Annotated in this window: 14 protein-coding genes; 3 read left to right on the forward strand and 11 right to left on the reverse strand. The window is 32.4% G+C overall.

Going from position 1 to position 13,329, the window contains the following annotated elements:
* Window positions 1-245 precede the first annotated feature (245 nt).
* The 10 genes from murC to ACE83Q_RS03315 all read right to left on the reverse strand — a co-directional run bounded on the left by murC (window position 246) and on the right by ACE83Q_RS03315 (window position 10,349).
* Window positions 246-1,577, reverse strand: a complete 1,332-nt coding sequence (murC, locus tag ACE83Q_RS03270) for a UDP-N-acetylmuramate--L-alanine ligase (RefSeq protein WP_409022803.1) — start codon at window positions 1,575-1,577, stop codon at window positions 246-248.
* 69 nt (window positions 1,578-1,646) lie between these two features.
* The gene (locus tag ACE83Q_RS03275) at window positions 1,647-4,058 is read right to left on the reverse strand and encodes a DNA translocase FtsK (protein WP_409022698.1); all 2,412 of its coding nucleotides are present in this window, start codon (window positions 4,056-4,058) and stop codon (window positions 1,647-1,649) included.
* Between the two features lie 65 nt (window positions 4,059-4,123).
* Complete coding sequence (gene ytpR / locus ACE83Q_RS03280) at window positions 4,124-4,762, reverse strand: YtpR family tRNA-binding protein (protein ID WP_409022699.1); 639 nt, start codon at window positions 4,760-4,762, stop codon at window positions 4,124-4,126.
* 2 nt (window positions 4,763-4,764) lie between these two features.
* Window positions 4,765-5,223, reverse strand: a complete 459-nt coding sequence (locus ACE83Q_RS03285) for a universal stress protein (RefSeq protein WP_409022700.1) — start codon at window positions 5,221-5,223, stop codon at window positions 4,765-4,767.
* 18 nt (window positions 5,224-5,241) lie between these two features.
* Complete coding sequence (locus tag ACE83Q_RS03290) at window positions 5,242-5,562, reverse strand: thioredoxin family protein (protein WP_409022701.1); 321 nt, start codon at window positions 5,560-5,562, stop codon at window positions 5,242-5,244.
* Window positions 5,563-5,567: 5 nt separating this feature from the next.
* The gene (pepA, locus tag ACE83Q_RS03295) at window positions 5,568-6,647 is read right to left on the reverse strand and encodes a glutamyl aminopeptidase (protein WP_409022702.1); all 1,080 of its coding nucleotides are present in this window, start codon (window positions 6,645-6,647) and stop codon (window positions 5,568-5,570) included.
* A 164-nt stretch (window positions 6,648-6,811) separates the two neighbouring features.
* Window positions 6,812-7,471 (reverse strand): tRNA (guanosine(46)-N7)-methyltransferase TrmB, encoded by a 660-nt coding sequence (gene trmB, locus ACE83Q_RS03300; RefSeq protein WP_409022703.1) that lies wholly within the window; start codon window positions 7,469-7,471, stop codon window positions 6,812-6,814.
* A 72-nt stretch (window positions 7,472-7,543) separates the two neighbouring features.
* On the reverse strand, window positions 7,544-8,332 hold the full coding sequence (locus tag ACE83Q_RS03305; RefSeq protein WP_409022704.1) for a phosphotransferase: 789 nt from the start codon (window positions 8,330-8,332) through the stop codon (window positions 7,544-7,546).
* A gap of 62 nt (window positions 8,333-8,394) precedes the next feature.
* Window positions 8,395-9,615: an ABC transporter permease gene (locus ACE83Q_RS03310; RefSeq protein WP_409022705.1), complete on the reverse strand. Its 1,221-nt coding sequence runs from the start codon at window positions 9,613-9,615 to the stop codon at window positions 8,395-8,397.
* The gene (locus ACE83Q_RS03315; protein WP_409022706.1) at window positions 9,612-10,349 is read right to left on the reverse strand and encodes an ABC transporter ATP-binding protein; all 738 of its coding nucleotides are present in this window, start codon (window positions 10,347-10,349) and stop codon (window positions 9,612-9,614) included. The genes ACE83Q_RS03310 and ACE83Q_RS03315 overlap by 4 nt, the downstream gene beginning before the upstream one ends.
* Window positions 10,350-10,463: 114 nt before the next feature.
* On the opposite strand from ACE83Q_RS03315, the gene ACE83Q_RS03320 reads away from it, so the two are divergent.
* The 3 genes from ACE83Q_RS03320 to ACE83Q_RS03330 all read left to right on the forward strand — a co-directional run bounded on the left by ACE83Q_RS03320 (window position 10,464) and on the right by ACE83Q_RS03330 (window position 12,258).
* Window positions 10,464-10,910 (forward strand): HIT family protein, encoded by a 447-nt coding sequence (locus tag ACE83Q_RS03320; protein WP_409022707.1) that lies wholly within the window; start codon window positions 10,464-10,466, stop codon window positions 10,908-10,910.
* Entirely contained in the window at window positions 10,894-11,217 is a 324-nt protein-coding gene (locus tag ACE83Q_RS03325; RefSeq protein WP_409022708.1) for a hypothetical protein, read from the forward strand. Before ACE83Q_RS03320 ends, ACE83Q_RS03325 begins: the two co-directional genes overlap by 17 nt.
* 135 nt (window positions 11,218-11,352) lie before the next feature.
* Window positions 11,353-12,258: a peptidylprolyl isomerase gene (locus ACE83Q_RS03330; protein ID WP_409022709.1), complete on the forward strand. Its 906-nt coding sequence runs from the start codon at window positions 11,353-11,355 to the stop codon at window positions 12,256-12,258.
* An 86-nt stretch (window positions 12,259-12,344) separates the two neighbouring features.
* Here the strand turns inward: ACE83Q_RS03330 and ACE83Q_RS03335 are convergent, their stop codons facing one another.
* Window positions 12,345-13,319 (reverse strand): 3'-5' exoribonuclease YhaM family protein, encoded by a 975-nt coding sequence (locus tag ACE83Q_RS03335; RefSeq protein WP_409022710.1) that lies wholly within the window; start codon window positions 13,317-13,319, stop codon window positions 12,345-12,347.
* Between the last annotated feature and the right edge of the window lie 10 nt (window positions 13,320-13,329).

Here is a 13,329-nt window from a genome sequence, read left to right on the forward strand (position 1 = left end):
ACCAAAACCTATTACAACTAATTTAATAAAATGAAATAGGTTAGAGAAATAATACTTATTTTAATCAAAATACAACATGACTTTTAAGCTCATACAGTATTAATCTTTTTAAAAGAATAACCCCTTGTATGTATAAGGACAAGTGTACCAAATCATGTAAAATTATCAAGAATTTTCACTTTTCATAAAAATAATTTAAGTAATAAAAAAGAAATGATTCGAAAATCATTTCTTTTTTTAAACAACTAATTATTTTTAAAACTCAAATTACTCAATAATTCCTCATATGCATACTCATATTTTTGGACATCTCCAGCACCCATAAAAATAACTACTGCATTATTGTAATCAAGTAATGGCGAAAGATTATCAAGTTTGATAATCTCGCCACCCTTAACAATCTTTGCACCAAGATCTTCACTCGAAACATTACCTGATGTTTCACGAGCAGAACTAAAAATATCCGTTAAATAAACTTTATCGGCAAGATTCAAACTAATTGCAAAATCATCCATCAACGCAATGGTTCTACTGAACGTATGTGGTTGGAAGACCGCAATTAATTCTTTATCAGGATATTTTTGACGAGCAGCATCAATTGTTGCTTTAATTTCTGATGGATGATGCGCATAATCATCAATAATTGTCATATCACCAATATACTTCTCGCTAAAACGGCGTTTAACCCCTTTAAAACTTAATAATTCACTTGCAATTTCTTCTAAATCAACTTTTTCGAAATATGAAACAGCAATAACGGCTAAACTATTTAATATGTTATGCTCACCAAAAATTGGGATTTGGTAATGGCCTAATGACGTATCCTGATAATAAACATCGAATTCGGAACCTTTAGTTGTTCGTTTAATATCACGAGCTTGGAAATCATCAGAATCTTTTGTACCATAATAATAAATTGGAACATCAGCTTTTATTTTACGGAGTAAAGGATCATCTCCCCAAGCAAATATACCTTTTTTTGTTTGTTTTGCAACTGTTTCAAATGAATCAAAAACATCATCAATACCAGTAAAATAATCTGGATGATCAAAATCAATATTAGTCATAATTGAATAATCTGGGTGATAGGCAACAAAATGTCGACGGTATTCATCTGCTTCATATACAAAGAACCTTGCATCAGGTTTTCCTTTACCGGTACCATCCCCAATTAAGTAACTCGTTGGTGCAATACCACTTAAGACATGTGCAAGCAATCCTGTTGTACTTGTTTTACCATGAGATCCGGCCACACCAATACTTGTATAACCTTCCATTAATCGACTTAGCATTTCAGGATAACTGACAATATCTAAGCCCATTTCACGTGCCTTTTTTAGTTCAGGATGATCAGCTGTAAATGCATTTCCCGCAATTACAGTCAAACCTTCATGGATGTTTTTTTCATCAAATGAATAAACCTTAATATTAGCTAATTCTAATCCACGTTGTGTGAATGTATATTGGTCAATATCAGATCCTTCAACCTTAAATCCTTGATCGTGTAAAATTAATGCTAAAGAACTCATCCCTGAGCCTTTTATTCCTACAAAATAATATACTTTTTGGTTATTCATCATTATCCCCTTTTCTGACATTATTCATTCATAATTTTACCATAAAATGATTTAATATTCAGTTTGTCGTTAAAATTCTTCTCTCATCCGTCTAAGTTCATCTTCATTTAAATACACATCTCGAGGTTTCGACCCCTTGGCATGTGAGATATGTTGCTGATTTTCAAGTTCATCAATAATATTTGCAGCTCTATTATAACCAATTGAAAAGACGCGCTGTAATTTAGAAGTTGAAATGGTTTGTTCATGCGCAATAAAATCTAAAATACCTGGCAATAAATCATCTTGTTGTTCATTTTGATCTGCCATTTTTTTCAGTCCATCTGGATTAAATGCATATCTTGGCTTTCCTTGAGTTCTAACAAAGTCTGTAATTAAATCAACTTCGTCTTCTATATAAGTTCCTTGTAACCTAACAGCCTGACTTGATCCATTACCCAGGTAGAGCATATCGCCTCGTCCAAGTAATTTTTCAGCACCGGCCGTATCCAAGATAGTTCTCGAGTCAATTTGACTAGAAACCATAAATGCAATTCGAGTTGGAATATTATTTTTAATTGTACCCGTAACAACATCAACACTTGGGCGCTGTGTTGCTAAAATCAAATGAATTCCTGCTGCTCTAGCCTTTTGTGTAATTCTTGCAATATATTCTTGAACTTCATTTGAAGCAACCATCATTAAATCAGCTAATTCATCAATAATAATTAAAATATACGGCATCTTTAAACCAAAATCGCCATTTGCTTCTGCCTTTTGATTAAAGTTACCAATATTTTTAGCTCCAGCTGCAGCCAATTTTTGATAACGTTCTTCCATCTCATCAACAGCCCATTTCAAAGCTGCAGAAGCTGCTTTCGCATCTGATATAACAGGTGCTAACAAATGAGGAATATCATGGTATGGCGCTAATTCAACAGCTTTAGGATCAATCAATAACAATTTAACCTCATTTGGTGTTGCCTTGTATAAAATAGAAACTAATAAACTATTGATAAAGACTGACTTACCGGATCCTGTAGCACCAGCAATTAGTCCATGCGGCATTTTTTGTAAGTTAGTTACTTGTGCTTCACCAAATAAATCAACACCTAATGCCACAGTCAATGGCGATTTATTTTCTGTAAACACAGGAGATCTCAATACTTCTGAGAGAAGGACTGGTCTTGATTTTAAATTAGGTATTTCAATCCCAACACTACTACGTCCGGGAATTGGTGCCTCTACACGAATATCTTTTGCAGCAAGCGCTAGTTTCAAGTCATCAACAAGGTTGGTAATTTTACTTACCTTAACACCAGCAGCCAATGATACTTCAAATTGGGTCACCGTGGGGCCAACTGTCCAGCCATCAACTTCTGCATTAACATGGAATGCTTCCAATGTATTATTTAATACATCAATTTGAGAAAGTACCCAATCATCTAATTCACCAGCATTTTCTAAAATAGGATCTGGTAATAGATCAAGTGATGGGAATTGATAACTTGCCTCTGACCTTTTGACTTCTTCATCTGACTGATCATCATAATAGCTATCTTGTACTTCTTGTACTTCTTGTACTTCTTGTACTTCTTGTACTTCTTGTACTTCTTGTACTTCTTGTACTTCTTGTACTTCTTGTACTTCTTGTACTTCTTGTACTTCTTGTACTTCTTGTACTTCTTGTACTTCTTGTACTTCTTGTACTTCTTGTACTTCTTGTACTTCTTGTACTTCTTGTACTTCTTGTACTTCTTGTACTTCTTGTACTTCTTGTACTTCTTGTACTTCTTGTACTTCTTGTACTTCTTGTACTTCTTGTACTTCTTGTACTTCTTGTACTTCTTGTACTTCTTGTACTTCTTGTACTTCTTCATTAGTTTGATGATTGGTACTTACAAATGCAAGTTCTTCACGTGACAAAACTTCAGGTTTATTTTTAAAGACGGCTAATTCTTTTTGAGCCTCATTCTCAGAAGCTGATATTTCAAATAATCCACGAGCTAAAGCATGTTTGTTATTAGCAACTACATTCATATTAGCATTTTTCATCTGTTCATTTTTTACATCCAGTACATCAGGCTCTAAATTCGCAGTTTGTGATAAAGCATCTTTTTGTTTATTATCTTCGATTACTGGATCCACTTCTGGTACAATTTTTTCAGCTACTCTATCCACAGAACGCAACGTATTTTCATTATTAATGGATACTTGATTTTCCTCTTCAACAAGATCATCAAACAGTAAATAAGTATCCTTTGCTTTAGTTAATTGAACTAAAATTTTCCGATACTTTACGCTTTTATTTTGCTTTTTATTCGTAAAAAATGTAGGAATTTGTTTTGGTTTGAAGCCTCGAGAATATCGATTAATTTGTGTATTTTCACTTTGACTATCTATTTTTGATTCTTTGCGCACAAATTGTTCATTATGATGTGGTATATTTACATCTTTTTTTATCGTTTTCTTATAAAACGCAGGTCCATCGTAACGCTCCATTAATTTCATCCTAACTATGTAAAAAACTAATTGCAATAACCGCAATTAGTTTTTATAAATCTATATTATGCAAATAATTTGGCTGCCTTCTCAAAATCGAATGCATCACCAACATGATTCGTCTTTTCATCTAAAACTAAAATACCATGGACAGTTGGAGCATTAGGAATAGCCAACTCTTGAGCTGAACAAACCATGCCATAACTATCAATACCACGTAATTTACCTGGCCAAATAATCGCCCCAGTTGGCATCATTGCGCCAACTTTAGCAACAACAACAAGCTGACCTTGTTCAATATTAGATGCACCACAAACGATATCAAGTGTCTCACCATTATTAACTTCGATTTTTGTAACATGCAAATGATCAGAATCAGGATGTTCAGTAGATTCGGCTACATATCCTACAACAAATTTAGGATCATCATCGACAACGAGTATATCCTTAAATCCAGCAGCAACGATAAGTTGATTTAATTTTTCTACTTGTTTCTCATCTAAAAATATTTGTCCGTTACCCACTAAATCAAGTGATTCTTTAGAGATTTCTAAAAAATTAAATCCCAACGTTTCATTTGATTTTTTGTTAAAGATGCGAACAACATTATTTTTTGATTCTGACTTTTGGTTTTCTACATCTTCACGTAAAACAACCATTAATGTATCGCCAACGTTCTTTAAATTATAACTTGTTATTAACATTTTTATTTACTAGTTCCCTTCTTAATATCACTAATGACTAAGACGTCACATGGCGCATTTCTTAGAATTGCATCTGTTGTTGATCCATTCACAAATCTTTCAACAACATTTGCCCCTGTTTGTCCAACCATAATTAAATCAACATGTTTTTCTTCTGGTATTTCACGACTTAATAAAACTTTAGAAGATCCATATACTAAAATAGTTTCAACATCATTAACGCCTTTATCTATCGCAATTTGTTTGTAGTCGGCTAAGGTATCATTTAATCGCTTAACTTCAGTTGTAACATCGTCTTCATCTTCGGAAAATGTGTTGTCAACACTTCGTTCAACAACATGTACAACTATCAAACTAGCCTCGTTTTTTAAAGTACTCTCAACTGCTTGATTAAATGCACGTTCAGATTGTACACTTCCATCTATCCCAACCATTACTCTTTTATAAACTTGTTCAAACATCACTATCACCCCCATGGTTTAGTCTAATTTGTTCATAAATGATTCAATTTGTTCTTTTGTTTTACGTTCTTTATTCACATAACGATCAAGCTCAACACCGTTATTGTATGCAACAAAACTTGGAATACCAAAAATACCCCAATCTTGGCAAAGTTCAATTTGTTCATCACGATCTACTTTATAAAATTTAAAATCGGAATATTCTGCTTCAATTTCGGGCATTAATGGTTCAATAAAGTTACAGTCTGGACACCAACCTGCCGTAAAATAAAACAATGATTTACCATTCAATAATAATTCATTTAATTTATCTTTTTCTAAAACTTTTAATTTTTCCAATCTAACTACCCCTTAATGATTGTATCGACAGTTGAACGGTCCAATCCTAGAATTGTTTTTTCAAGTAATTCTTTTGCTGCTTCATAGTCTCTGATTGAGAACATTGTTTGATGCGTATGAATATAACGTGCACAAACGCCAATAACAGAACTTGGAATACCATTATTTGCTGTTTGAGCTGCGCCAGCATCGGTACCACCTTGAGAAACAAAGTACTGATAAGGAATATTGTTATCCGAAGCAGTATCCAATAAAAATTCTTTTAATCTAGGAAGTGTTACTAATCTTGGATCATAAATTCTGATTAACGTTCCTTCGCCAAGATGCCCAAATGTTCCTTTTGTTGTTTCAATATCATTTGCGGCTGAACAGTCGACAGCAAAAAACAAATCAGGTTTCAGCATATTTACTGCACCTGGTGTGCCTCGTAGTCCAACTTCTTCTTGAACATTAGCACCAGCGAATAAAGTATTTGGTAATGTTACGTCTTTTAATTTTTCAAGCGTTTCCAGTACTGCAGTACAACCATAACGGTTATCCCATGCCTTACTAATAATATTTTTACCATTAGCTGTTTTAATTGTTTCAACATCCGGAACGATATAATCTCCTGGTGCAATACCAAACTCTTTTGCTTCACTTGCAGATTCAAATCCACCATCAAATAAAATATCATTAATTTGTGGTGTTGCATTTTGATGATTATCACCACGCAATAAATGTGGTGATACTGATGAAGAAATTATTGGGTACGTTTGACCTGATCGTGTTGTTAGTGTGAATCGTTGCGAAGAAACAACAAATGGGTTCCATCCACCAAGTGGGCGAACTGAAAACAACCCATTGTCATTAATTGCAGCAAGCATGAATCCAACTTCGTCCATATGAGCAGCGGTCATAATTTTAGGTGCATTTATATCTGCATTTTTACGGATACCAAAAATTCCACCCAAACCATCCTGAACAACCTCATCAACATTTGGTGTCATTTTTTCGCGCATTACATCACGTACGTTATTTTCAAATCCACTTGTTGCCTGAAGTTCAGTCATTGTTTTAACTAAATTAAACGTTTTATCATTCATATTAGAAAGCCCCTTTTCATTTTATCGGACGAATTAGTCACAATTTTGTCTACTCACTTAGCTTAATATCTCTTACTTTATATTATATAATAGTACCATAAAAGAAGCCATGAATGTAGCTTAGTTACTATGTAACGGCGTTTTTACAAAAAAATCTGGAATTTTTATTCCAGATTTTTAGACGTATTAAAATGTGCTTCTAACTTATAGATAGGTTGTCCTTTTTTACTAAATTTTTCTTCATATTCAGTCATGACATTATCTTCAGCTTCAACGCTTGCATGTAAATCAAGCCAAACTTGATCATAACCCATTCCATACTCATTTAAACTAACTAATGAGTATTCAAATAAGCCACGATTATCCGTTTTAAATTCAAGATGACCATCATTTTTCATAACTTTTTCATATCCTTTTAAGAAACTGCCGTGAGTAAGTCGACGTTTAGCCTGTCTTGTTTTAGGCCAAGGATCTGAAAAGTTCAAATAAATACCATCAACTTCATTATCATCAAAAAATTCAGTTACCGAATCACCGTTACCTAAAATTAATTGTAAATTTGGGATTTGTGCTTCAACTTGTTTCTTCAACGTAATTGCTGCAATTGTTGTTTGCAATTCAATTCCGATAAAATTATATTCTGGAAATTTTCTAGCCATTCCCATAATAAATCCACCCTTACCCATACCTATTTCAATAAAAAGTGGTTGTTTTTTCTCAAATCTTGATTGCCATTTACCTTTAAACTGATTAGGTGATGTTACAAGTAGTTCCGGATGTTCTGCAATTAATGGTTCAGCCCATGCTTTATTTCTTAATCTCAACTTATATATCCTCATTTCGTTTGATAAAGTAAGTGGGGCTAGAACGTATTAATCGTTTTAGCCCCACTACTTTTAATCTGTTTTCATATTATATTTTTGTAATTCTATTATTGCCTGATTCATTTCATGAAATCGACTTAACTGATGCGCTTTTTTTATTCGTTGTAATTTTGCTATTATAATGTACCAGTTTATTCTGTTTAATAAATCGTTATTCTCCAATGACTCATGATAGCCACTCAGCCAGCTACTCCATTGTGTATCCGGAATATATTCAGACATAACTAAGCTCAAATCCATAGCAGGATCAGCAATTTTTGCTGACTCCCAATCAACTAAATATAATTGATTAGTATCAGACTGTAACCAATTTCGATGATTCAAATCACCATGGCAAACTGTATACTTATCCGTTGACAGTTCAGGTTGATGCTCATTCAATTGCTTAAACATTTTTGATAGTAAAGGGTGCTGCTTTAAATCATCACTTAAATCGTCAAAATAATTAGCTAATAAGCCACTAGGCGTGATAACTTCTCCACCTACCTGACTTAACATATTTTTTAATTGCTTTGAGCGATGAATTTTAGATAATAATTCAGGAACCATTTTTTGATCCATTTCATCAGAATGAAGGTTTCGTCCATTTAGCCACTCTTGTGCAGTTATTGTATCTCCACTTGAGATTCGCTTAGTCCAAATTAATTTTGGTGTAATACCAGCAACTGAGAGCGCAGCTAAAAAAGGTGACATATTTTGTTTCAAAAACACTTTTTCTTGTGCACGTGTACCCATGTATGCAGTGCCTGTATCTCCACCAATTGGTAACAATTGCCAACCGGGATCTAAATTAAAATCCATTCTATTATTACCTCTTTTTCCGGACTAAGCTCTAATACTATAGTTTCATCTTACAAACATCACTATTGTACGTCAAGGATTTTTTTAACTCTGGTAACTAAGTAAAAATTAGTAAACAGCATTATTTCTACCAAACTCACCAAAATACCATAGCCCATCATTAAAAATTGTCCTGTACCAATATAGATTGCGATATTAAAAAGTACTGCACTTACACTTATAATTGTTAAAGTAAATTTTTTGAAATTCTTAATTTGATACTCTTTTCCTTTTGGATATAATCGAGTAAAAATAATATTATCGTAATGTTTTGCAAAAGGTAACAATTGAAAACCAATCAGATAAATAAATAAAATTAAAAACGCGATTGCTAGCCACCCATTTGAAATAAATGCAATAATTAGCGCCCCAATTAGAGTTAATCTAATAAATAAGCCACTAAATTCAGTTCCGCGAATAAATCCCCTTGCATATAAAAATGTATAAACATTTGCATCATCTTTTTTAATATGATTTAAAATGAAATCAAGGTACACTCTTCTCTTAACATTTCCTCTAACCATTGGTACATCAGTAAATAAATTAAAGAAACGGTAAATCCCTAACATTCTATTTTCTTCAAAACTGATTGCTTTTTTCCAATCAAAAATTTCCTTAAATCCTTTTGCAGCTAGCTGATTCAAAACAAAGCTACTTAAAATAGCAACAATAAAACTCAGAATAAACGTACTATATAACCCAAGGATATAAAGTAAAGTAGGCAATAAAATATTAACTAATTTGATACTTCCCCAACTAAACCGATTATTTTGATATTTTTCAAGTAATGAAATGACTAACCAATTATTTTTCAAGCTTAGTTGCGTTAAAATTAAAAAAATAATGTTGATTACTGAAATTTTCATCCCAATCATCATAAATGGGATGAGTAACACAATAAATCCAACCTGCATTAAACTGGCCATAACTGTTGAATAGCGTTTTGCCTTTTTTAAATAACTAATTAATGCATGTTCCTGTGGTAAAAGAAAAACAATATCCGCTTCTTTTAATAACGTACTTAAACGGCCAATTTGTAAAATCACCAGTAACCCAATCACTACTGCAGGTCGATACCAAACCAAATTAACTGGCATCACCTTTAACCCATTTGAATAAGCTAAACCAAGTCCACCAACAAAAAACATAATTGCAACAACAAAATGATCATTTAAAACATATCGTAAATATTTTAATAGTAATAACTGGTGGCTTTTTAAACGTGTTGTCCATAAGTCTTTCATTTTGTTACCTCTTCCTTAGTTAGACCAAGATAAATTTCATCTAAGGAAGCATCTGGATTCTTATAAGCTTGTCTTAATTCAACCATTGTTCCTTGTGTTTTAATTTCACCTTTATTTAATAAAATGAACCAATCGCAATACTTTTCAGCTGTGGCTAAAACGTGAGTTGACATTAAAACACTTGCCCCACGCTTCTTTTCAGAAACAATTAACTCTAATAAATCGTTAATTGCTAAAGGATCTAACCCGAGAAATGGTTCATCAATAACATAAAAATCAGATTCTGTTAAAAAAGCACAGACAATCATAACTTTTTGTTTCATTCCTTTTGAAAAGTTAGCGGGAAACCATTCTAATTTGTTATCAAGTCTAAATATTTTAAGTAATTCATTAGCTTTTTTCCATGCTTTAGTTTCATTCAATCCATAAGCCATCATTGAGAGTTCAATGTGTTCTTTTAATGTTAATTCTTCATAAAGAATAGGCGTTTCAGGAATATATGCTAAATGTGATTTATAAGCCTGGCTATCTTCCCTTAAGGTTACGCCATTTAATTTAATAGTTCCTTTTTGTGGGGTTAATAGCCCAATTATATGATTGATTGTAGTCGATTTACCTGCACCATTTAAACCAATTAAGCCAACGACATTTCCAGGTTTAACTTCAAAAGAAATATCTTTTAAAACTGGTATTTGAGAGTAACCACCCACTAAATTTTTAACTTCTAATGTCATTTTCTAATTCCCCATTTACAATTTATTTATGCCTTTAATTATATCATATTATGGTGAATTATCATTCATGATGTATAATAAAAGTATTAACTAACTTTGAAAGAAGGCAAACATATGACTGACTGTATTTTTTGTAAAATTATTGCCAATGATATTCCTAGTTTCACCGTATACGAAGATGAAGACATTAAAGCATTTCTTGATATCTCACAAACAACCCCAGGACATACACTTGTAATTCCAAAAAAACATGTTGCTAATATTTTTGAATATGACCAAGCACTCGCTAGTAAAGTTTTTGCTAAAATTCCAATGATTGCTTCCGCAATTAAAGTAAGCAATCCAGATATTCAGGGGATGAATATCGTCAATAATAACGGAGAATTAGCTTATCAATCTGTTTTTCACTCACATTTTCATTTAATTCCTAGATACTCAACAAAAGATACTTTTAAAATGTCATTCAAGGATAATTCTAAGAAGTACACGTCCGAGCAACTTGAATCAATTATGACGTCAATCAAGAATGAGATTGGAGAAAATAATGTCAAAAACATTTAAACGAATTAGTTTATTATCAATTATTGGTGGATCAGCATACTATGCTTATAATCATAGAGATGAACTTATTACTTTTGTTACAGACAAAAAAGTTCAATTAAAGGCAGATTTTTCTGACTATCAAAATGATATCAACCGCGTAACTAATTCATCAAAAAAGATGCAATATGCCACAGATCATCTGAATACGATTATAGAAGAAACTCTACCCATCGTCGATTCCATTAGTAATCGTATAGAAAAGTTTACTTATGAGATTGAGCCAAATATAAATAAAATTAATAAAAAATTAGAAAAATATCAATAAATTAGGCTTTTAAAAGTTTGATTTTTTTGTGAATTTTCGGTCAATTACTTTCATTATATGATAATTATGTTATATTAAACGTATTAGTCTTTCATTGAGAAGACAAAAAATTTAAGAAATAGGATGTGTTAGGTTATGAAAAAATGGCTTGTTGCTTTAGCCGGCGTACTATTAACATTTACATTAGCGGGTTGTGGGAGCTCAACAGTTGCAACTACTTCAGGTGGTAAGGTTACAGAAAGTGCTTACTACGACAGTTTGAAGAAAACTTCAAGTGGTACATCAATTTTACAACAAATGATTTTGAACAAAGTATTAGAAAAACAATATGGTGATGATGTTTCTGATAAAGAAGTCACAAAACAATACGATACTTATAAAGCTCAATATGGTTCAAGTTTCTCATCTGTCTTATCACAAAACAGTATGACAAAGACTAGTTTTAAAGCAGAATTACGTTCTAACTTACTTTTAAAAGCTGCTGTTAAACATTACAGTGATTTAAGTTCTACTGCTGTAGATAAGCAATGGGAAGAATACCAACCAACTATTACAGTTCAACGTATTCAAGTTGCTTCAAAGTCAGATGCAGAAAAAATCATCAAACAACTTGATGAACAAAAAACTGCTAAAAAGTTAACTGACAAATTTACTGCATTAGCTAAATCAAAATCAACTGATACAACTTCTGCAAGTACTGGTGGTACATTAGCTGCATTTAACAATACAGATACAACACTTACAGCAGAATTTAAAAAAGCTGCATTTGATTTAAAACAAGGTAAATATACAACTACACCTGTTAAAACAACAGCAGGTTATGATGTAATCTTGAGTGTTAAAAATGCTGGTAAAGGTAAAAAAGCCGATCACATTTCTGACTTAAAAGAACAAATTGTTACTGAAACTATGGCTGACTCAACTAAATTACAAAAAATTGTTGGTAAAGTTCTTAAAAAAGGTAACGTATCAATCAAAGATGATGACTTGAAAGATGTTCTTTCAAGCTACTTATCATCATCTTCTTCATCTTCAAAATAAATACATCAAAACATCAGATTATATCTGGTGTTTTTTTTTCGAAAAAAATATCTCAATGGAATTTATCCATTGAGATATTTTTCAATTTAATTATTTGTTACATTACTGTCAGCATGTGGTTTATAGAAATTTCGACCATCCATACCAAATATACGTTCAGAAAATTCGCCCTCTTCTGTATGAGCCAATGACCCTTTCAACATTTGAATTGATGCATCAATATTATCAATTTGATGTAAAACATCTGCTTCAATTAAATGAGGTTGCACTGGTGAACCATACTCTAGTAACCCATGATGAGCAAGAACAACGTGACGTAATAAAATCATGTCTTCTGTCTGAAGATCAATTTTTAGTTCACCTGCTGCTTTAACAATTTCTTCATCGATTAATACAATATGCCCAATTAAATTTCCAGCTAATGTATAAGTTGTTGCCACAGAACCTGATAATTCGATTGTTTTTCCTAAATCATGTAAAATCACACCTGCGTAAAGTAATGGTGCATTAATCACATCACCATATTCAGCAACAATTGATTTAGCTAATCGCAACATTGAAAGTGTATGGTAGGCTAACCCACCAGAAAATGCGTGATGATTTTTCTTTGCAGCGGGATAACTGAAAAAATCATCATGTTTTTCGGCAATGAGATATCTTACAATTCGATTCCAATTTGGGTTTGTAATTTCAAAAATAGCTTTGTTAAATTCTTCTTCCATCTCATCTTTTTTCATTGGTGCACTAACGACAAATTGACTCGGATCATTAGGTTCATCCTCTTCAGTCAATCTAATATGATAGATTTTCATCTGTGGATTATTTTGGTAAACTTCACGTTTTCCTTTGATGAAAGCTACTTTTCCCGTTTGAAATTGTTCAATTGCCTCTGGCGTTGCATCCCAAAGTTTTGCGCTAATTTGTCCTGAACTATCTTCAAAATTAAATGCAATAAATTGCTTATTATTCTTTGTATTTCTAACTTCTGCACTCTTAATTAAAACAAATAATGCCACGTTTTCGTCAACTTTATATTCAAATATTTTTTTCTCTTGTGCCATATCCATCCTC

The sequence above is a fragment of the Dellaglioa kimchii genome (genome assembly GCF_046115505.1).
Classification (GTDB): domain Bacteria; phylum Bacillota; class Bacilli; order Lactobacillales; family Lactobacillaceae; genus Dellaglioa; species Dellaglioa kimchii.